At 69.6% G+C, this 19,519-nt stretch carries 18 protein-coding genes; 6 read left to right on the top strand and 12 right to left on the bottom strand.

Going from position 1 to position 19,519, the window contains the following annotated elements; genetic code table 11:
• Positions 1 to 480 precede the first annotated feature (480 nt).
• A complete protein-coding gene (locus V7Z82_RS17645; RefSeq protein WP_334153106.1) occupies positions 481 to 2,418 on the top strand; it encodes an endonuclease/exonuclease/phosphatase family protein in 1,938 nt (645 codons plus the stop codon).
• Between the two features lie 77 nt (positions 2,419 to 2,495).
• Here the strand turns inward: V7Z82_RS17645 and V7Z82_RS17650 are convergent, their stop codons facing one another.
• Both V7Z82_RS17650 and V7Z82_RS17655 read right to left on the bottom strand, forming a co-directional pair.
• Positions 2,496 to 2,930 (bottom strand): NUDIX hydrolase, encoded by a 435-nt coding sequence (locus V7Z82_RS17650; protein ID WP_334153107.1) that lies wholly within the window; start codon positions 2,928 to 2,930, stop codon positions 2,496 to 2,498.
• A 26-nt stretch (positions 2,931 to 2,956) separates the two neighbouring features.
• Complete coding sequence (locus V7Z82_RS17655) at positions 2,957 to 4,603, bottom strand: thiamine pyrophosphate-binding protein (protein WP_334153108.1); 1,647 nt, start codon at positions 4,601 to 4,603, stop codon at positions 2,957 to 2,959.
• 203 nt (positions 4,604 to 4,806) lie between these two features.
• Here V7Z82_RS17655 and V7Z82_RS17660 point away from each other — a divergent pair, with 203 nt between their 5' ends.
• From V7Z82_RS17660 to V7Z82_RS17675, 4 genes are read left to right on the top strand one after another with little or no spacing between them, the layout of a single operon-like run.
• The gene (locus V7Z82_RS17660; RefSeq protein WP_334153109.1) at positions 4,807 to 6,489 is read left to right on the top strand and encodes a circularly permuted type 2 ATP-grasp protein; all 1,683 of its coding nucleotides are present in this window, start codon (positions 4,807 to 4,809) and stop codon (positions 6,487 to 6,489) included.
• Positions 6,483 to 7,409: an alpha-E domain-containing protein gene (locus V7Z82_RS17665; protein ID WP_334153110.1), complete on the top strand. Its 927-nt coding sequence runs from the start codon at positions 6,483 to 6,485 to the stop codon at positions 7,407 to 7,409. The genes V7Z82_RS17660 and V7Z82_RS17665 overlap by 7 nt, the downstream gene beginning before the upstream one ends.
• Entirely contained in the window at positions 7,406 to 8,251 is an 846-nt protein-coding gene (locus tag V7Z82_RS17670) for a transglutaminase family protein (protein WP_334153111.1), read from the top strand. Before V7Z82_RS17665 ends, V7Z82_RS17670 begins: the two co-directional genes overlap by 4 nt.
• Before the next feature lie 38 nt (positions 8,252 to 8,289).
• Positions 8,290 to 8,817, top strand: coding sequence for a phosphoribosyltransferase (locus tag V7Z82_RS17675; protein ID WP_442927652.1), 528 nt, complete (start codon positions 8,290 to 8,292; stop codon positions 8,815 to 8,817).
• Positions 8,818 to 8,832: 15 nt separating this feature from the next.
• Here V7Z82_RS17675 and V7Z82_RS17680 read toward each other — a convergent pair whose 3' ends face one another.
• From V7Z82_RS17680 to V7Z82_RS17715, 8 genes are all read right to left on the bottom strand, one after another.
• Positions 8,833 to 10,356: an ATP-dependent DNA ligase gene (locus tag V7Z82_RS17680; protein WP_334153113.1), complete on the bottom strand. Its 1,524-nt coding sequence runs from the start codon at positions 10,354 to 10,356 to the stop codon at positions 8,833 to 8,835.
• A gap of 56 nt (positions 10,357 to 10,412) precedes the next feature.
• The gene (locus V7Z82_RS17685; protein ID WP_334153114.1) at positions 10,413 to 11,183 is read right to left on the bottom strand and encodes an enoyl-CoA hydratase/isomerase family protein; all 771 of its coding nucleotides are present in this window, start codon (positions 11,181 to 11,183) and stop codon (positions 10,413 to 10,415) included.
• Between the two features lie 24 nt (positions 11,184 to 11,207).
• On the bottom strand, positions 11,208 to 12,380 hold the full coding sequence (gene paaE, locus V7Z82_RS17690) for a 1,2-phenylacetyl-CoA epoxidase subunit PaaE (RefSeq protein WP_334153115.1): 1,173 nt from the start codon (positions 12,378 to 12,380) through the stop codon (positions 11,208 to 11,210).
• A gap of 1 nt (position 12,381) precedes the next feature.
• Positions 12,382 to 12,909, bottom strand: coding sequence for a 1,2-phenylacetyl-CoA epoxidase subunit PaaD (gene paaD / locus V7Z82_RS17695; RefSeq protein WP_334153116.1), 528 nt, complete (start codon positions 12,907 to 12,909; stop codon positions 12,382 to 12,384).
• Positions 12,903 to 13,775 carry a 1,2-phenylacetyl-CoA epoxidase subunit PaaC gene (gene paaC / locus V7Z82_RS17700; RefSeq protein ID WP_334153117.1) on the bottom strand — a complete coding sequence of 291 codons (873 nt, stop codon included), beginning with the start codon at positions 13,773 to 13,775 and terminating at the stop codon, positions 12,903 to 12,905. The genes paaD and paaC overlap by 7 nt, the downstream gene beginning before the upstream one ends.
• Positions 13,772 to 14,101 (bottom strand): 1,2-phenylacetyl-CoA epoxidase subunit PaaB, encoded by a 330-nt coding sequence (gene paaB / locus V7Z82_RS17705; protein WP_334153118.1) that lies wholly within the window; start codon positions 14,099 to 14,101, stop codon positions 13,772 to 13,774. Before paaB ends, paaC begins: the two co-directional genes overlap by 4 nt.
• Entirely contained in the window at positions 14,101 to 15,096 is a 996-nt protein-coding gene (gene paaA / locus V7Z82_RS17710) for a 1,2-phenylacetyl-CoA epoxidase subunit PaaA (protein ID WP_334153119.1), read from the bottom strand. The genes paaB and paaA overlap by 1 nt, the downstream gene beginning before the upstream one ends.
• Positions 15,097 to 15,180: 84 nt before the next feature.
• Complete coding sequence (locus tag V7Z82_RS17715; RefSeq protein WP_334153120.1) at positions 15,181 to 15,600, bottom strand: pilus assembly protein CpaE; 420 nt, start codon at positions 15,598 to 15,600, stop codon at positions 15,181 to 15,183.
• Positions 15,601 to 15,656: 56 nt separating this feature from the next.
• Between V7Z82_RS17715 and V7Z82_RS17720 the strand changes: the two genes are divergently transcribed.
• Complete coding sequence (locus V7Z82_RS17720; RefSeq protein ID WP_334153121.1) at positions 15,657 to 17,789, top strand: RecQ family ATP-dependent DNA helicase; 2,133 nt, start codon at positions 15,657 to 15,659, stop codon at positions 17,787 to 17,789.
• A gap of 16 nt (positions 17,790 to 17,805) precedes the next feature.
• On the opposite strand, the gene paaK is transcribed toward V7Z82_RS17720, so the two are convergent.
• The gene (gene paaK / locus V7Z82_RS17725; protein WP_334153122.1) at positions 17,806 to 19,095 is read right to left on the bottom strand and encodes a phenylacetate--CoA ligase PaaK; all 1,290 of its coding nucleotides are present in this window, start codon (positions 19,093 to 19,095) and stop codon (positions 17,806 to 17,808) included.
• Positions 19,096 to 19,136: 41 nt separating this feature from the next.
• Entirely contained in the window at positions 19,137 to 19,517 is a 381-nt protein-coding gene (gene paaI, locus V7Z82_RS17730) for a hydroxyphenylacetyl-CoA thioesterase PaaI (RefSeq protein ID WP_334153123.1), read from the bottom strand.
• Positions 19,518 to 19,519: the final 2 nt, after the last annotated feature.

Genomic DNA, 19,519 nt, shown 5'->3' on the forward strand with positions numbered 1-19,519 from the left:
CACCAGCGAGCCGCAACACCTGCATCTTCGCGTCGTCCGACAACAGACCGAACCCATCACCGCGCAGCACCCGATCCAAGCTGGCGACCGCCTGCTCGAGATGCTCCTCAGTGCTGTTCATACCCCCATCCAACCCAGGACCACCGACATTCCCACCGCGAAAACCCCAGACCAAACCAATATTCCAGAATGCGATCCAGACATCTCGCTGCATCGCGACAGGGACACCAGAGATCGCTTCCGACAACACTCGAGATCGCCGCCGACACCGCCCCAACGGCGAGCCGCCCCGGCGCACACACCGACTCACCCACGCGAGCGCAACGAGCGAACATGTCCCACGACCGCTCCGAGCGATCACCCCGTCCCGTAACCCCCGCCTCCTCCGCATCCGCCGCCCAGTTCACCCGGACGCCACCCACAGGTCATCCGCGGCTCCTAGCCTCGCGGGGCATTCGCACTTCGAAAGGAACCGCTGTCATGACCCCCGCCTCCCGCCGATCACGGAGGGGCCTGCTGGCGCTCCTCGGAGCCGGCGTCGCTCTCGCCGGTGTGCTCGTCGCCCCCGCAGCGCACGCAGCAGACTCGTCGCTCACGCTCGACGCCGCCAGCATCAGCAGCGACCAGACCGTCACGATCTCGTTCGACGCCGGCGACGCCGTGCACGAGCGGAACTGGGTCGGCATCTACCGCGACGGCGCGACGCCCGGTGGACCGGCATCCCTCGACTGGCGCTACGTGCCCCAGGCGAGCGGTGAACTGACATGGGGTCCGTCGACCCGCGACGGCTGGAGCCGCAACACGGCCACGATCGATGCCGGCGAGTACGACGTCTACCTGCTCGAGGATGACGGCTACGGCGTGCTCGCCGGTCCGATCGACCTCACGGTCACTGCGGCCGAGACCGAGCCGCCGCGGCCTCCCGCCGAGCCGAAGCCCGAGGTCGACGGGGTGAGCGGACTCAATGTGCTGACGTTCAACGTCTGGCACGGCGGCACGCAGGTCGCGGATGGTGCGCAGCAGATCGCTGACGTCATCCAGCAGACCGACGCCGACGTCACCTTCCTTCCGGAGGTCGGCCAGGCGCCGCAGCAGGTCGCCGCGCTGCTGGGCTATCAGCATCTGACCGCCACGGACACCGGCATCGTGTCGCGCTATCCGATCGTCTCGACCGACACGGTGGGGACGTGGTGGTCGAAGGCCGTCATCGACGTGAACGGCACCGAGGTCGTCGTCTACGGCGGGCACCTCGAGTACCGCTGGTACACGACGTATCTGCCGCGCGGCTACGGCGGCGAGATCCACGGTGACTGGCCTCCCGGATGGAACACCTGGAACAAGCTCGACGCTCCGGTCACGGATGTCGATGCGATCCTCGCGGCGAACGTGCAGTCCGGACGCCCAGCGACCGCGGCCGACCTCGTCGCGGACATCGCGAGTGAGCGCGAGGCCGGTCGCATCGCGGTCGTCGGCGGCGACTTCAACGAGCCGCCCTCGCAGGACTGGACGGCGGCGACCGCCGACCTGTTCGATCACAACGGGGTCGTGATCCCGTGGCAGACCACGCAGACCCTCCTCGACGGCGGACTGGTCGACGCGTTCCGCACCGTGCACCCTGATCCGGCCGCCAACCCCGGATTCACCTGGCCCTCCGACAACGCGCTGTTCCCGACGTCGTCGCTCACCTGGGCGCCGGAGGCCGACGAGCGCGACCGCATCGACTACATCTTCGCGACGCCCGACGAGCGCCTCACGATCGACGGTGCGTCGGTGGTCGGACCGCAGTCCACGATCGTGCGCAACGAACGCGTGGTCGACGATAGCGCGGACGAGATCTTCACCCCGGATGCGGTGTGGCCATCGGACCACAAGGCGGTCCTGGCGAACTTCAGCATCTGCGACGGCGGCTGCTCGACCCCTGAGCCGGTCGAGCCCGTCGTCACGGTCGACGCGGCATCCGTCGCGGCTGGTGGTCAGGTCACGATCTCCGGCACGGGCTTCGGCGCGGATGCCGCGCTGCGCGTCGAGCTGCACTCCGACCCGGTCGTGCTCGGCACGACGGCGGCGGATGCTGCGGGGGCGTTCCGCACCATCGTGACGATCCCTGCAACCACCGCCGCCGGCGCGCACAGCATCGTCGTGATCGGACCCGGGGATGTCGCGGTCTCCGCTGCGCTCACGGTGACTGCCGCGAATGGTGACGGACAGAATCCCGGTGGAGGAGCCGGCACACCTGGCACCGGCACCGGCACCGGCGGCGCCGGGACGGGCGGCGCAGGCACGAGCGGCCAGGCCGGTTCGAGCGATCCGCTCGCTGCGACCGGCGCCGACAGCATGCCGTTCGTCCTCGCTGCGGTCGCATTGCTGGGGGCAGGACTTCTGCTCGTCGGGCTGCGGCGCCGTCGCCGCACGCAGTAGCTCAGACTCGACCGACACACGCGCCGCGCAGGTCGACTGGTCACCGAGACCGTCGGCCTGCGCGTCGCTGTGAGGCGTCAGTGCGCGACGAGACCGATCAGCAGCTCGGTCGCGCCGTCAGGGAAGAGCACCCTCTCGCCGTCGCGGATCTCCGAGATCGGCACCCACCGCACCGGGCTGCCCTCGTCGAGCACGTGCAGCTCCGCGTCCAGCGGCACCGCGTCCAGCTCGACCGAGCTCACCGCGTAGATGTGCGCGAACTCGTGCCCCGGCTCGCCCTCGTACGTGAAGATGTTCTCGCGGACGCCGAGCAGCTCGACCTCCTGCAGCTCGACGCCGAGCTCCTCCATGAACTCCCGACGCAGCGCGTCGTCGGCTCGTTCGCCGAACTCGATGCCGCCGCCGATGGCACGCAGGAAGTCGAGACCTCGTGTGTGATCGGTCCCCGACAGAGCGAGCAGGTGCCCGTCCTTGATCGGGAGTCCGACGGCGATGTTCCGGATGGCAGGCATCCAGGAAGGCTAGTCGATGATCGCTCTCAGGAGTTCACGCGGATGATCTCCTGCTGATACGGCGCGATCACGTCGCCGGAGATGCGCAGGTCGAGCAGCAGGAAGCGACGGCTGTCGGCGCTCTCGGCTGCCCAGGACTCCAGCCGATCCAGGTCGTCGAGCGTCCGCACGACGACACCCTCGGCTCCCACCGCGGCACCGAAGGCCGCGAAGTCGACTTCGGGGATGCGCATCGGTCCCTTGGCCAGGCCCTTCAGCCCGTAGAGGTTGACCTCGGCGCCGTAGGCGGCGTCGTTCCAGATCACTGCCATGCCTCGTCCACCGGCAGCACGCACCGCCGACTCGAGATCGGCGATCGCCATCAGGCCGCCACCGTCGCCCGAGGTGAGCACGACGGTCGAGTCCCTGCGCGCGAACGCGGCGCCGACCACGCTCGGCCAGCCCAGACCGATCGACTGGAACGCGGTGCCGATCATCATCATGCGATCCGGCGCGGCGACCGGCCAGTACATGTTCGCCCAGCCGATGAAGTGCCCGCCGTCGGAGACGACGACGCGGTCCTCCGGGAGCAGCTCGGCGATGCGGCGCGCGGCCGAACGCGGGTCGAGGCGTCCGTCGGCGGCGAGCTCGTCGCCCGCGTCGTAGGCGCGAGCGGCTGCCACATCGACCTGCTCGCGCCAGGGCAGCGAGGAGCGGGACGGGACGCGAGCCACCAGCGACTCCGCTGCGACGCGGGCGTCCGCCCGTACGAAGCCGCCGATGTGCGCGTGCGTCGCCGCCGGCGCGATGTCGATCTGGAACACCCGGGTACCCGGCGCGAACAGCTCGCCGAAGCGCATCGTGAACTGGTTCAGCGATGCGCCGAAGACGACGGCGACGTCGGCCGTGCGGACGAGTTCCATGGCACCATCGGCACCGAATCCGCCGGTCACGCCCAGGTCGTACCTGGCGTCCGGGAAGACGCCTCGTCCGAGCGCCGACGATGCCGTGAGTGCACCTGTCGCCTCGGCGAGCTCGCCCAGCGCGGTGCTCGCACCGGCCAGCCAGGCGCCGCGTCCTGCGAGCAGGAACGGGCGCTCCGCCTGCGACAGCGCGGCGGCGATCTCATCGAGCATCCCCTCGGCGAACTCGCTCTTCGGGGCCAGCGGTGCCGGAACCCGAGGTGACGGCGCCTCGGCGACCGGACCCGCTTCGAGCGACGCGACGTCGTAGGGGATCGCCAGGACCACCGGCACGCGATAGGTCAGCGCGTGCTCGATCGCGATCACGGTGGTGGCTGCGGCATCCGCTCGCCCGACCGTGTACGTGCGTGCGCCGACGGCCGAGGCGAGGGCGATCTGATCGACATCCCACGGGCGCGGACCGGAGGTCGGCTCGTCGCCCACCACGAGCACGAGCGGCACGTGCGCCTGCACGGCTTCGGCCAGCGCGGTCAGGGTGTTCGTGAAGCCGGCGCCGTAGGTGGAGGTGCCGGCGGCGATGCGTCCCGATGCGCGGAAGTGCGCATCGGCCGCGACGACCGCGCCCTGCTCGTGCCGCACGGCGGTGAAGACGGCGTCGGTCTGCGTCTCGATCGCATCGAGGAAGTAGGCGTTGCCGTTGCCCATCACGCCGAAGACGGCATCGATGTGCTGGGCGAGGGTGAGCGCGACGTGCGCGGAGACGGTGGGCATGCGAAAGCCTTTCGAGACAGGGACGGAGAACCAGAGGATCCGTATGTGTCTCGCCTCCGCAGCCGTGCGGAGAGCTTCGTGCCCCTTTTTCGGGCACCGGCCTCAGAACGGCCGGACAGACCGACTCTACCGCGGCGGATGCTGTCGCTGCCCCGACTTCACTCGGAAACATCGCGGAAACCGGGTGAGGGAAGTATTCCGCCATGGAGTCGCTGTTCAACGGATACACCTCTCGTCGATCGCCGGTGCGGAACGGACCGCAGCCCTGGGATGAGATGTTCCCGGCGGAGGCCCTGATGAGCGGCGCCGACGTGCGACTCCCGTACAGGGACATGTACCCGGCGCTCGCCGGGATGGACGACGCCGAGCTGCGTGCCAGGACCGATGCGCTGGCCAGTTCGTATCTCGCCCAGGGCGTGACCTTCGACTTCGCGGGGGAGGAGCGGCCCTTCCCGCTCGACGTCGTGCCGCGGGTGATCGCCGCGGACGACTGGACCTCCGTCGAGTCGGGGGTGAAGCAGCGCGTTCGTGCGCTCGAGGCATTCCTCGCAGACGTGTACGGCCCGCAGCTCGCGGTGCACGACGGCGTGATCCCGGCGTCGCTGATCAGCTCGTCGTCGCATTTCCACCGCCAGGCCGCAGGCATCGTCGGCGCGAACGGCGTGCGCATCCATGTCGCGGGGATCGACGTCATCCGCGATGAACAGGGGGCCTGGCGCGTCCTGGAGGACAATGTCCGTGTGCCGAGCGGCGTGAGCTACGTGCTGGCGAACCGCCGGGTCATGGCGCAGACGCTGCCCGAGCTCTTCACCAGCCTCCGGGTGCGGCCGGTCGTCGACTATCCCGGTCGCCTCTTGCAGGCGCTTCGTGCCGCGGCACCGGCAGGTGTCGACGATCCGACGGTCGTGGTGCTGACGCCGGGCGTTTACAACTCGGCGTACTACGAGCACACGCTGCTCGCCCGCATGATGGGCATCGAGCTCGTCGAGGGACGCGACCTCTTCTGCTCCGGCGGACGCGTGTGGATGCACACGACGGCAGGACCGACCAGGGTCGACGTGATCTACCGCCGGGTCGACGACGAGTTCCTCGACCCGCAGCACTTCCGACCGGACTCCGTGCTGGGCGCCCCGGGGCTGATGCTCGCAGCCCGGCTCGGCAACGTCACGCTCGCGAACGCGATCGGCAACGGGGTCGCCGACGACAAGCTCGTGTACACGTACGTGCCGGAGCTCATCAAGTACTACCTCGGCGAGGACCCGATCCTGCCGAACGTCGACACCTGGCGGCTGGAGGACCCTGGAGCGCTCGAGGAGGTGCTCAACCGGCTCGACGAGCTCGTGGTGAAGCCGGTCGACGGCTCCGGCGGCAAGGGGCTCGTGGTCGGCCCTGACGCCTCGCGGGCGACGCTTGACGCGCTGCGAGCCAGTCTGCGCGCCGACCCTCGGGGGTGGATCGCGCAGCCGGTCGTGCAGCTCTCGACCATTCCGACGCTGGTGGAGGACGGGTTCCGGCCGCGGCACGTCGACCTGCGCCCCTTCGCCGTGAACGACGGGAACGACATCTGGGTGCTCCCCGGTGGCCTGACGCGGGTCGCGCTCCCGGAGGGACAGCTGGTCGTGAACTCCAGTCAGGGCGGCGGCTCGAAGGACACCTGGGTGCTCGACCCCTCGCTGTTCACCGGGCCGACGACCACGGTCACCGGCATCGCCGATCCGGCATCCGATGAGGTCTCGCTCGCCACCGGCGCGATCGCGGTCGTGTCTCCGGCGCGCGAGGAGCCGCATCCGCCGTTCCTGTCGTCGCCGCAGGACGAGGACCTCGAGACGCGCCACCACCAGCAACAGCAGCAGCAACAGCAACAGCAGGGAGGTGCGACATGCTGAGCCGCATCGCGGAGGCGCTCTTCTGGATCGGTCGGTACGTCGAACGGGCGGACGGCACCGCGCGCATCCTCGACGTGCATCTGCAGCTGCTGCTGGAGGACCCTTGGGTCGAGGAGGACACCGCCTGCCGTGCGCTCCTCTCGGTCATGGGCACGACGGCCGACGGCGACAGCGTGGTCGGTCGTGATGACGTGGTGCGGCTGCTCGCTCTCGACCGCGAGCACTCCGCCTCGATCGCGCACTCCATCGCCGCCGCTCGCGAGAACGCGCGGCGAGCGAGGGAGATCATCTCGACCGACCTCTGGGAGACCCTGAACGAGTCCAACGCGCGGATGCCGCGGTGGATCGCCTCCGACAAGACGCACCCGTTCTTCCGGTGGGTGCGGGATCGATCGGCGCTGGCGTTCGGCGTGGTCGACTCCTCGACGAGCCGCGATGAGGCATGGCAGTTCTTCGTGCTCGGGCGCTCGATCGAACGCGCTGACATGACGGCGAGGCTGCTCGCGACGCGCTCGCTCACGGAGGCCGGTGGACCGAGCTGGACGACGCTGCTGCGCAGCTGCGGGGCGTACGAGGCGCACCTGCGCAGCCATCGAGCGGTGCCGACGGCGGCATCCGCCGTGGAGTTCCTGCTCGTGGACCGGCTGTTCCCACGGTCGGTGCTGTCGAGCATCCTGCAGGCAGAGGAATGCCTGCGCGGGATCGACCCCGCTGGGGCGTTCGGCACGCCGGACCGCGCGCATCGGGTGCTCGGACGACTGCGATCCGAGCTGGAGTACCGACCGATCGGCGACACGGTGCACCGGCTGTCGGAGAGCATGGAGGAGGTCCAGGTGGGGATGTCGGTGGCGAGCGATGCGATCAGGGAGCGGTACTTCCCGTCGATCGCGATGCCGGTGTGGATCGGAGAGGCGCTGTGAGCCGGCTGCGGATCGTGCACCGGACCGGGTTCCGGTACGAGAAGCCGGCGACCGCGTCGTACAACGAGGCGAGGATGCTGCCGCACTCCCGCGAGGGGCAGTTCGTGCTGCAGGCGAATCTCGAGATCTCGCCGACCGCGACCCAGCACTCCTATGCCGACTACTGGGACACGCGGGTGTCGACCTTCGAGCTGCTCACGCCGCATCAGCTGCTGACGGTGACGGCCACGAGCGTGGTCGACGTGCGGCCGGCACCGCGGACCGCGATATCGGTCGACTGGGACGAGCTCGCGGCACGCATCCCGCAGTCGCTCTCGCTCGCGGAGTGCGTGGTGCAGACCCCGGCGACCGAGCCGGATGACGAGATGCTCGAACTCGCGGCACGGATCAAGGCCGGCGGCGGCAGCGTCGAGGACGTCGCGTCTGCCATCTGCCGCACCGTCGGCGAGGCGATGGAGTATCAGAGCGGGGTGACCGGGGTGAACTCCACGGCGCGCGAGGCATGGGCGGCACGTTCCGGGGTCTGTCAGGACATCGCCCACGTCGCCCTCGGCGTACTGCGGGCGACGGGTATCCCCGCGCGGTACGTCTCGGGGTACCTGCATCCCGATCCGACCGCGCCGATCGGACAGCCGGTGATCGGCGAGTCGCATGCCTGGGTCGAGTGGTACTCGGGGGAGTGGCACGGCTACGACCCGACGAACCTCGCCGAGATCGACGAGTCGCATGTGTATGTCGGGCACGGCCGCGACTACACGGACGTGGCACCGCTCCGCGGCGTGTACGCAGGGCCGAGCGCCTCGGAACTGTTCGTCTCGGTGGAGGTCACCCGACTGGACTGACTGCGCGCGTCCGACGGCCGGAACCCCGGCCCGCTTCGATGCAGGAGAATGAACCGGTGACTGATGCATCGATCGAGCGCGAGACGCTCACCTGGGACGGATTCGGCGCGGCGACCCGCGAACTCGCACGCACCATCGTCGACAGCGGCTTCGAGCCGGAGGTCGTCGTGGCGATCGCCCGCGGCGGCCTGCTGCCCGCCGGCGCCATCGCGTACGGTCTCGGCGCGAAGAACTGCGGTGCGATCAACGTCGAGTTCTACACCGGCATCGGCACCGTGCTCGACGCGCCGGAGGTGCTGCCGCCCGAGCTCGACATGGCCTACCTCGACGGACGTCGGGTGCTGCTGGTCGACGACGTCGCGGACTCCGGGCGCACGCTCGCCCTCGCGGTGCAGCTGCTGAAGGACAAGGGTGCCGACGTGCGCTCGGTCACGATCTACACGAAGCCGACGACGATCATCCAGCCCGACTATGCCTGGAGGGACACCGATCTCTGGATCAACTTCCCGTGGTCGTTCCAGGGCACGGTCCGCGAAGAGGACCTGGGGCTCGCGCCGTCGGCCTGAGCTGTCGGTGCTTGCTCAGCCTCGCAGGAGTGCGCGGAGCGTCTGGATCGTGTCGGCGTCGGCCGGTGTCTTGTCGGGGCGGTAGTGCTTGACGCGGGCGAAGCGCAGCGCGATGCCGCCGGGATAGCGCGGAGAGCGCTGCACGCCGTCGATCGCGATCTCGACGACGATCTCGGGCCGGAGAAAGACAGTCGACGCCGTGCGGTGCGTCTCATGCTCGGGGAACTGCTCGGTCTGCCACTGCAGCAGCTCGTCGGTGAGGCCCTTGAAGGTCTTGCCGACCATGACGAAGCCGCCGGGATCGCCGAATTCTCCGGTGGGGTCGGCAGCGCCGAGATGCAGGTTCGACAGCCACCCCTGGCGCCGGCCCGATCCCCACTCCGCGCCGAGCACGACCAGGTCGTAGGTGAGCACGGGCTTGACCTTCACCCACGACTTTCCTCGTCGCCCCGCTGCGTACGGCGAGTCGATGGCCTTCACGACCACGCCCTCGTGCCCTGCCGCCAACGCATCTCCGGACAGCTGTTCGGCGGCTTCGGGGTCGGCCGTCACGATGCCGGGCATGCGCCACTCGCCGGCCACGCGCTCGAGCTCGGTGAGGCGGGTGGCGAGCGGCTCGTCGATGAGGTCGCGTCCGTCGACGTGCAGCACGTCGAAGAACCACGGCCGCAGCAGGAGCTCTCGGGAGACGTCGGCGCCGAAGCGCGACATCGTCTCCTGGAACGGGCGTGGTCCACCGTCCTCATCGAGCGACAGCGTCTCGCCGTCGAGGATCAGGTCATGTGCAGGGAGCGACCGCACGATCTCGACGAGCTCCGGCACCCGGTGCGTGATGTCGGCCAGGCTGCGTGTGTAGACCCCGACCTCGTCGCCGTGCCGATGCACCTGGATGCGCGCGCCGTCGAGCTTGTACTCGACGGATGCCTCGCCGGTGATCTCCAGGGCAGCGGTCGGGGTCGCGGCAGTGGACGCCAGCATCGGGAGGACGGGGCGCCCCACCGCCAGGCCGATGGCCTCGAGGTCTTCCTCGGTGCCGGTGAGCGCGACGCGCGCGGTCTCGCCGAGGTCGCCGGAGAGCATCGCGGCACGTCGGACGACCGCGATCGGGCGGTCGGCGGCGCGAGCGATCGCGTCGAGGACGACGCCCGACAGGGCGCCGGTGCGCAGCTCGCCGAGCATGGCCCTGGCGAGGAAGTCCCACTCGGTCGCAGTCGCCCGATTCGCGAGGTCGACGAGCAGTCCGGTGCGCACCGTCGTCGAACCGGATCCTGATGCCGCTGCCAGGGCGCCGAGGGCCGTGTCGACGTCGGTGACGGACAGCGTGGGCTTCTCGGCGTGCGCGACTTCGAGCGCGCTGAGGCTCCGCCAGCCGACGCCGAGACGGCCCTGGCGGGGAGCCGCGAGCAGCAGGCCGACGAGGGTCGTGATCTCGGCCTCCTCGGCGCTGCGGAGCAATCCGGCCAGCGCATCGATCTTCGCCAGGCGTGAGGCGGTGGCGGCGACCTCTTCAGTCGTGGTGACGAGCTCTGAGAGCAGCATCCACGAATTCTCGCACCAGCCTCCGACATCATCGAGGGGCTTGCGTGCGACCCTGCTCAGACCCCGCGGAACTCCGGCTTCCGCTTCTCCTGGAACGCCGCGAAGCCCTCGCGGTAGTCGTCGGTGTCGCAGAGCGCGGCCTGCGCCGCGTTCTCGATGTCGATCGAGTCCCACAGCGCCAGGCGCTCGTCGCGGATGCGGGCGACGAGCTGCTTGCTCGCCAGGAACGCGGCAGTGGCTCCGCGGGCGGCGGCCGCCGCGGCATCCGTCGTCGCCTGCACGACGCGATCGTCGGGGAACACGCGCGAGAAGAGACCGGACGCCACGGCCTCCGTTCCGGTCATCAGCCGACCGGTGTAGATGAGGTCGAGTGTCCTGTGCGCTCCGAGCCGATCGAGGAACAGGGCGTGCCCGCCCGAGTCGAGCGTGGCGCCGAGCGCCGCGAACGGGGAGCCGATCTTCGCGGACTCGGCCACGTACACGACGTCCGTCGCGATCAGCAGTCCGAGTCCGACGCCGAGACACGCGCCGTGCGCGATCGCGAAGGTCGGCGCGGGGAAGCGCGACATGCGCTGCAGCAGCGGCGTCACGACGCCGCCGAGGAAGCCGATCACGTCGTCATCTCGCGGATCGACGTCGGAGATATCCCGTCCGGCGCAGAACGCTCTGCCCTCGCCGCGCAGGACGAGCGCGCGGACACCGGCAGCCTCGGCCTCGGCGTAGGCGGCGTCCAGTCCGTGCAGTGCCTGCTCGTCGAGAGCGTTCAGCTTCGCCGGGGCATGCAGCGTGATGTGCGCGACATCATCGGCGATGGTCAGGTCGATCATGCGAGTGTCCTTCCAGCGACCGTCTCAGACGTCGTAGTCGACGACCACGCGGTCGCTCGTCGGGTGGGACTGGCAGGTGAGCACGAAGCCGCGCTCCAGCTCATCCGGTTCCAGGGCGTAGTTCTCGGTCATCGTCACGCTGCCCTCCAGCACTCGCGCCCGGCAGGTGCCGCACACACCGCCGGCGCACGCGAACGGCGCATCCGGGCGCACCCGCAGCGCGGCGTTGAGCACCGACTCGTGCGCGTCGACAGGACTCTCCACGGTCGAGGAGACGCCGTCGAGCGTGACCTCGATGCGCACGGTCCTCTGCCCGGCGCGCACCTGCACCGGGCGGGCGGCGTGAGCGGGTTCATCGCCGGTCGTGAACAGTTCGAAGCGGATGTGCGAACGATCCACGCCCACGTCCGCGAGCACCTCGCGGCACAGGTCGACGAGCGCGAGCGGTCCGCACAGGAACCACTCGTCGACCGTCTCCGGTGGGATGAGCGAGCCGAGGATCGTCCGCAGCTTCTCCTCGTCGATTCGTCCGGAGAGGACGGGCGCCGCTCGCTGCTCGCGCGACAGCACGTGGTGCAGCACGAGCCGCGTCGGATAGCGGTCCTTCAGATCGGCGAGGTCCTCCAGGAACATCACGTCGAGCGTCGCGCGGTTCGTGTAGAGCAGCGTGAACCGCGAGGTCTCGGACCCGGTCAGCACGGTGTGCGCGAGCGCCATCAGCGGAGTGATGCCCGAGCCTGCGGCGATGCCGACGACGTGCCGGTGGTCGAGGTCGTCGAGCCCGGAGGTGAACGTGCCCTGCGGGCTCATCACGTCGATCTCGAAGCCGGGATGCAGGCCGGTCTGCGCCCACGTCGAGAACAGCCCGCCCTCGTCGCGCTTGACGGCGACGCTCAGCCGGGTGTCCTGCCCGTCGTCCCGGTGCTGGGGTGCGCGGCAGAGGGAGTAGGAGCGCCGGACCTCGACGCCGTCGAGCGTCATCCGCAGCGCCACGTACTGCCCGGGCAGGTGGTCGTACTCGTCGGCGAGGGATGCCGGGACCGTGAAGGTGACCTCGACCGCATCGTCGGTCAGCGGGCGCACCTCCTCGACGGTGAGCGTGTGGAATCGGGCGCGCGCGCGGGGTGCGGGACTGCGGCGCGACGGAGTGATCGGAGTGGCCGGTGCGGATGCCGGAGTCGACGTGAACAGCGACATGTCAATGCACCTTGAAATGGTCGAAGGGCTCGAGGCAGGCACGGCACTCGAACAGCGCCTTGCAGGAGGTGGAGCCGAAATGCGACACCTCGCGGGTGTCGAGCGATCCGCAGCGCGGGCAGCGCACGCTCAAGGACAGTCGGATGGGTCCCGAACCGAGCGCGGCCCTGCCGGACGGCGGCGCGATGCCGTACGCCTCGAGCTTGCTCTTGCCGGCATCCGTCATCCAGTCCGTCGTCCACGCGGGAGAGAGGACCAGGCGCACCTCGACCTCGTCGTAGCCGGCCGCGGTCAGCGCCAGGATCACGTCGTCGCGGATCGTGTCCATCGCCGGGCACCCGCTGTAGGTCGGGGTGATGTCGACGTGCACGCGGGAACCGTCGACGTCGACGGACCGCAGCACGCCGAGATCCTCGATCGTCAGCACCGGCACCTCGGGGTCCGGCACGGATGCGGCGATGCGCCAGGCATCGACCTCGCGGGAACCGCGAGCCCCGGTGGGTCCCTGAGCCTGTCGAAGGGTCACCATGATGCCCCCGGATGCCGTCGCGCCAGCACCTGCATCTCGGCGAGGATGTGCCCGAGCGGGGTCGCATGCCTCCCCTGCCGCCCGCCGGCCGACGATGCGGCCGCGTCCGGCACCGCCAGCTCGACCTGCGCGAACACCGTCTCGACCACCGCGTCGAAGCCTGCCCGCAGCGTCGACGGACGCGCTGCGGCGTCCCCGAGCCGTTCGATCAGGTCATCGTCGCGGAAGAGCTCGTCGACATACGGCCAGACATCGCCGATCGCTCGGATGATCCGGGCGCGCGACTCCTCGGTGCCGCCTGCGAGGCGCAGCATCCACTGCACAGCGTGGTCCCGGTGGTAGTCGACCTCTTTGAGCGACTTCTCGGCGATCGCCGCGAACGTCTCATCGCTGCTCGCACGCAGCGCGGCGTACAGCTCGAACATGAAGGCGGCGACCACGAACTGTCGAGCGATCGTCTGCGCGAAGTCGCCGTTGGGCTGCTGCACGATCCAGGCGCACCGGAACTCCGGCTCGTCGCGGAGGAACGCGAGGTCGTCCTCGCTGCGCCCGTCGAACGATCCCGCGTAGTGCAGGAACGATCGCGCATGGCCGAGCAGGTCGAGGGCGATGTTGCCGAGCGCGACGTCCTCCTCCAGCTCGGGGGCGTTGGAGATCCAGGCACCCAGCTGCTGCGAGAGGATGAGCGCGTCGTCGCCGAGGCGGAGTGCGTACTCGGCGATGTCCGCGGATGCCGCGACGGCGCCGGTGCCCGACAGCTCCTGCGCGAGGGAGAGCGCGTCGACCGAGACATCGCCGTGGACGTCGGCATCCTGGGTGGGTCCCTGAGCTCGGGTTCCTGAGCCTGTCGAAGGGCGAAGGGTCACAGGTGCGGCACCCCCTCGGATGCCGTGTAGTACACGGCGTGTCGGTAGTTCTTCCCGGCAGGGCTCTCGAAGTACGCGCCCTTCGCATCGGGGTCGCTCGTGGTGATGGCCTCGGCCGGTGCGACCCAGATCGAGACGCCCTCGCCGCGGCGCGTGTAGAGGTCGCGGGCGTTGCGGATCGCCATCTCGGCATCGGGCGCGTGCAGCGAGCCGACGTGCACGTGGCTCAGGCCGCGGTTCGCTCGCACGAAGACCTCCCACAGGGGCCATGCTTCCCGACCGTGGGTCCCTGCGTCGGTCGAAGGGTCTGCGCCAGGCGTCGCCATCACGCCACCGCCCCCTCGACAGGTTCAGGGTCCCTGGTGCGCGCCTGCTTCCGGGCATACTCGGCCGCGGCTTCGCGCACCCAGGCGCCCTCCTCGTGTGCCGTGCGGCGGCGCTCCAGACGTTCGGCGTTGCACGGCCCGTTCCCTCGCAGCACCTCGAAGAACTCGTCCCAGTCGATCTCGCCGATCACATACCGGCCGGTCACCTCGTCGAGGCGCAGGTCGGGGTCTGGCAGCGTGACGCCGAGGATCTCGGCCTGCGGCACCAGCATCCCCACGAAGCGCTGACGCAGGTCGTCGTTCGAGAACCGTTTGATCTTCCACTTCATCGACTGCGCCGAGTTGGGCGACTGCTCGTCCGGCGGGCCGAACATCGCGAGGCTCGGCCAGTACCAGCGGTTCACGGCATCCTGTGCCATCTGCCGCTGCTCCTCGCTGCCCTGCATCAGGCTGAGCAGGATCTCGAATCCCTGACGCTGGTGGAACGACTCCTCTTTGCAGACCCGCACCATGGCGCGGCCGTATGGGCCGTACGACGCCCGGCACAGCGGAACCTGATTGACGATCGCCGCACCGTCGACGAGCCAGCCGATCGCGCCCATGTCGGCCCAGGTCGGAGTGGGGTAGTTGAAGATCGACGAGTACTTGGCCCTGCCGCTGATGAGCTGGTCCATCATCTCGTCGCGGGTGATGCCGAGGGTCTGCGCCGCGGAGTAGAGGTAGAGCCCGTGGCCGGCCTCGTCCTGCACCTTGGCCATCAGGATCGCCTTGCGCTTGAGGCTCGGTGCCCGAGTGATCCAGTTGCCCTCCGGCTGCATCCCGATGATCTCGGAGTGCGCGTGCTGCGAGATCTGGCGGATCAGCGTCTTGCGATAGGCGTCCGGCATCCAGTCGCGGGGCTCGATGCGCTGCTCGTTCGCGATGAGCTCGTCGAACACGCGTTCGTCTTCGGAGATCTCGCCCTCGACGAGGCTGAGGTCTGCGGGGCTGGTCATCATCGACTCCTCGTCATCCGATCTTTACTGACCGGTCGTTAGGTAATTCTGACACGACGATCCGCGGCACGCAAGGCGGGCGGTTCAGCGCGAGCGCGAGACGAGCTCGAGGAGCGCCCGGCCGTAGGCCTCGGAGGGGTCCGGATGCTCGAACCGCAGCGTCTCGCCGGCAAGCTCGATCTCGACCAGGAACGCGTCGGTGAGGCGCACCAGACTTCGGAAGGTGCCCCGGAGCAGCTCGCGCAGCTGGTCCTCCCGGGGGAGCCACACCGCGTCAGCGAGCGTGACCGCGTCGAGTGCCCACTCGGTCGTCCCGTTGAAGGCGAGATCGGTGCCGCTCGGGGTCTGACGCGCCTCGATGGTCATCTCGCTGACCGTGAAGACGTCTGCCTCGGCTTCGAGCTCGACGTCGTCGGGCAGGTCGAGCTGGAAGCGGTCGCCCTCGGCAGGGTGCCACACCAGGCCGGCATCGCGCAGGGACACGGCCAGTTCTCGGGTGATCACGTCTCCACGCTAGACGACGGTGCGTGCATGTCGGCGGTCTGCGGCAGAGTGGGGACATGGCCTCCATCGCTTCCGCCGACACCCGTGAGGCCGCGCTCGCCGCGCTTCGCGAACTCGTCGGCCGTCCAGACGTCGATTTCCACGACGGGCAGTACGAGGCGATCGAGGCGCTGGTCGCCCGGCGGCGCAGGGCACTCGTGGTGCAGCGCACCGGTTGGGGCAAGTCGGCGGTGTACTTCGTCGCCACGCTGCTGCTGCGTCGGCAGGGTGCAGGACCGACCGTGCTCGTGTCGCCGCTGCTGGCGCTCATGCGCGACCAGATCTCCGCGGCTGAGCGCGCCGGTGTTCGAGCGGTCGCGATCAACTCCACGAACGCGCACGAGTGGTCCGATGTGCTCGCGAAGCTCGACCGCGACGAGGTCGATGTGCTCCTGGTCTCGCCGGAGCGACTGAACAACCCCTCGTTCCGCGAGGAGCAGCTGCCGGCGCTCGTCCGCCGCATCGGCATGCTGGTCGTCGACGAGGCGCACTGCATCAGCGACTGGGGGCACGACTTCCGCCCCGACTACCGACGACTGCGCGACCTCATCGCTCAGATGCCGGCCGACGTGCCGGTCCTCGCGACCACGGCGACCGCGAACAGTCGCGTCGTCGCCGACGTCGCAGAGCAGCTCGGCGCACTGCAGGAGCAGAGTCCGCAGGGCGATGGCGAGGCGGCCCCGGTGCTGACCATCCGCGGGCCGCTCGCCCGCACCTCACTGCGCATGGGCGTGCTGCGGCTGCGCGATTCGGCGAGCCGTCTGGCGTGGCTGCTCAGCCACATCGACGACCTGCCTGGTTCCGGCATCATCTACACGCTCACCGTCGCGGCTGCTGTCGACACGGCCAGGCTGCTGCGCGAGCACGGCCACGATGTGCGCGCGTACACGGGGCAGACCGACACCGAGGAGCGAGAAGAGTCCGAGGGGCTGCTGAAGCGCAACGAGGTGAAGGCGCTCGTCGCGACCAGTGCGCTCGGCATGGGGTTCGACAAGCCGGATCTCGGTTTCGTGCTGCATCTCGGCGCTCCGTCGTCGCCGGTCGCCTACTACCAGCAGGTCGGTCGTGCCGGCCGTGCGAGCGAGAGCGCCGACGTGCTGCTGCTGCCCGGCGTCGAGGACCGCGACATCTGGCACTACTTCGCGACCGCGTCGATGCCCGAACGCGACCGTGCCGAACGGGTGATCGCAGCGCTGGGTGACGCGCCGATCTCGACTCCGGCGCTCGAGGCGATGGTCGACATCCGCCGCACGCCGCTCGAGCTGCTGCTCAAGGTGCTCGATGTCGACGGTGCGGTTCGACGAGTGCAGGGCGGCTGGATCGCGACGGGCGAGCCCTGGACCTACGACGCAGCGCGCTACGAGCGCATCGCGGCCGAACGCGTCGCCGAGCAGCAGCACATGCTCGACTACGAGCAGACCGAGGGATGCCGGATGGAGTTCCTCCAGCGCTCCCTCGACGACGAGACTGCGGCGCCGTGCGGTCGCTGCGACAACTGCGCAGGCGGCTGGTTCCCTCGTGAGATCGGCGAGGCGGCGACGACGCAGGCGTCCGCGTCGCTCGACCGGGTCGGCGTGCCGATCGAACCCCGCCGAGCGTGGCCGACCGGCGCCGATCGGCTCGACGTACCGGTACGCGGACGCATCGCAGCCGAGGAACAGGCGAGCGAGGGCAGGGCGCTCGCGCGCCTCACCGACCTCGGCTGGGGAGGCGCGCTGCGCGAGATCTTCGCTGCCGGTGCTGCGGATGCTCCGGTGTCGCCGCAGCTGCTCGGCGCATGCATCCGCGTGCTCGCCGGATGGAAGTGGGACCAGCGCCCAGTGGCCGTGATCGCGATGCCGTCACGGTCGCATCCGCTGCTCGTCTACTCTCTCGCACGCGGTCTCGCCGAGGTCGGCAGACTGCCGTACCTCGGCGCGCTCGAACCCGTCGACGGCGGCCCGAGCGGTCAGCCCGGCGGCAACAGCGTCTTCCGGCTCGCCGGGCTGTGGGGTCGCCTGAGCGCCGAGCACCTCGACGTCCCCGAGGGGCCGGTGCTGGTCGTCGACGACCTGGCAGACAGCCGCTGGACGCTGACCGTCGCTGCACGCATGATCCGTCGCGCCGGCGCGAGCGAGGTGCTGCCGTTCACGCTCGCGCTGCGCGGTTGACGCGAGCTCGACTGCTTCACCGCAGGTCGTAGACGCGCTTGTACTTGCCCTCGCTGCGGGGCAGCGCGCCCGGTTCCTCGAGCTGCACGTCGACGCTCGAGCCGATGTGCGTCTTGATCCGCTGGGCGAGCACCTGGGCTGCTGCCTCGCACACGTCACGTTCGAGCAGGGGATGCCGTTCGATCCGAACGGTCATGGCGTCGAGATGTGCGTCGTGGCGCAGCTCGATGACGAAGTGCGGCGTGAGCTGCTCGATGCCGAGCGCGAGCTCCTCGATCTGCGTCGGGAAGATGTTCACGCCCCGGAGGATGATCATGTCGTCGTTGCGACCGGTGATCTTCTCCATCCGACGCATCCCTGGCCGTGCCGTCCCCGGCAGCAGCGTCGTGAGGTCTCGGGTGCGATACCGGATGACCGGGAACGCCTGCTTCGTGAGCGAGGTGAAGACGAGCTCACCGGTCTCGCCGTCGGGCAGCGGTGCGCCATCGGGATCCACGATCTCGGGCAGGAAGTGGTCCTCCCAGATGTGCGGGCCGTCCTTGGTCTCGACGCACTCGTTGCCGACACCAGGACCCATCACCTCGCTGAGACCGTAGATGTCGACCGCATCGATGCCGAGGCGCTGCTCCAACTCGGCGCGCATCTCGTTCGTCCACGGCTCGGCGCCGAGCACGGCGACCTTGAGCGACGTGGATCTCGGGTCGATGCCGGCATCCGTCATCGCATCCGCGATCGTCAGCAGATAGCTCGGGGTGCAGAGGATCGCGTCCGGTTCGAAGTCGCGGATCAGCTGCACCTGCCTGGCGGTCTGCCCGCCGGACATCGGGATGACGGTCGCGCCGAGCTTCTCGATCCCGGCATGCGCGCCGAGCCCGCCCGTGAAGAGTCCGTAGCCGTAGGCGTTGTGCACCTTCATGCCCGGTCGGATGCCGGAGGCGCGCAGCGACCGCGCCACCAGTGTCGCCCAGTTGTCGAGGTCGGTCTGCGTGTACCCGACGACCGTGGGGCGGCCGGTCGTGCCGGACGAGGCATGGATGCGCCGGACGTCGGCCATCGGCACCGCGAACATGCCGAAGGGGTAGGTCTGGCGGAGATCCTCCTTGGTCGTGAACGGCAGTCGCTGCACATCGGCCAGCGTGCGGATGTCGTCGGGGGAGACTCCGGCGTCATCGAGCTTGCGCGTGTAATGCGGCACGTTCGTGTAGGCGTGGCGCACGGTCCACTGCAGCCGTTCGAGCTGCAGGGCTTCGAGCTCGGCCCTGCTGAGGCGCTCCTCCGGATCGAGGGCGTCGGACATCGTCGTCATCGCTTCTCCTCTGCACGCAGTGCGCATCGCTGCGGCTGCGGTCACTCCGTGGTCCGGTTGGTGGTGATCGATCGCCCGCGGAACTCGGCCACGACATCACCGGTCTCATCCGTGACGGTCACGTCATAGAGCCCGGTGCGGCCGCTGACGATCCTCCGGAGCGCGGATGCCCGCAGCGTCTGCCCTGTCTTCGTCGACTTCAGGAAGGTGATGTCGGCACCGGCGGCGACCGTGACCCGCTCATCCTCGTTGCAGGCGATCGCGAAGGCGGTGTCGGCGAGCGCGAACACGAGGCCGCCATGGGTGATCGAGAAGCCGTTGAGCATGTCCTCTCGCACGGTCATCGACACGACCGCCTCGCCCGGCGCATCGACCTCGACCTGCATGCCGAGCATCGCTGCGGCTGCGTCGCGTTGCATCATCG

It is taken from the genome of Microbacterium sp., from assembly GCF_036823965.1.
In the GTDB taxonomy this organism is placed as follows: domain Bacteria; phylum Actinomycetota; class Actinomycetes; order Actinomycetales; family Microbacteriaceae; genus Microbacterium.